Below are 797 nucleotides of genomic sequence, written 5' to 3'. Positions count from 1 at the left end.
AAATTTTTTCATACCAGATGCATCTGTTATCGTTTTTTCTGTACCTAGAAACCAACAACCTCAATGTTTGTTTGATAATTACCCTGAGTCTATTCGTAAAATAAATACTAGTGACTGGATTTCAGGTGCTTATTTACTTGATCCATTTTATATCAAGTGCTTTGATGACTCCCCTCAAGGGGCGTATCACCTGCTAGACTTAGTTCCTGAAGGGTTTCTGACTTCTGAGTATTACCAATTATACTACTCAATGACGCAATGCAAAGATGAAGTCTGCTTTATAGCTCATATCCATAAAGACTTAAGAATTAGTCTTTCGGTCGCAAGGGTACAAGACGATCGTGGTTTTAGTACCCAAGAATTAATGTCTTTGCGTTCCCTATCCTCTATTATCCTGAACGCGTTGAATAAGCACTTCATCAAGCATCAAATAGTAGGTAGTAAAAGACAAGTCAAACTTCATAATCAACTCCAAGCTGGTATTAAGAATTTTGGTACATCTATTTTGACATTGCGTGAGCAAGATATGATTCAATATATATTGCTTGGTCACTCTTCAAAAACCATCTCGAAACAGTTAGATATCTCTTTCGATACGGTCAAGATGCATCGTAAAAATGCTTATGCCAAGCTAAATATTTCCTCTCAAGCTGAACTGTTTTCACTGGTGCTTGAGTCTATTCCCTATATAGAAATATACCCTAATAAGGACCCTCTCCAAATATTTTTATCTAAGACTTGTGACATAACGAGCAGTGCTCCCTGCTAACTCACAAAACTTAAAAGCATCATTGTAT

The 797-nt window shown here is 36.4% G+C and carries 1 protein-coding gene; it reads left to right on the top strand.

What is annotated here, in order from left to right; genetic code table 11:
- Window positions 1-769: helix-turn-helix transcriptional regulator (locus ACT3QQ_RS13930; RefSeq protein ID WP_444528431.1), on the top strand; the 769-nt coding region annotated here is incomplete at its 5' end.
- Window positions 770-797: the final 28 nt, after the last annotated feature.

The organism is Psychrobacter sp. AOP7-A1-24 (genome assembly GCF_052376235.1).
In the GTDB taxonomy this organism is placed as follows: Bacteria; Pseudomonadota; Gammaproteobacteria; order Pseudomonadales; family Moraxellaceae; genus Psychrobacter.
Note: the sequence above shows the minus strand (reverse complement) of the source record. Positions and strands in the feature narration are given on the sequence as shown.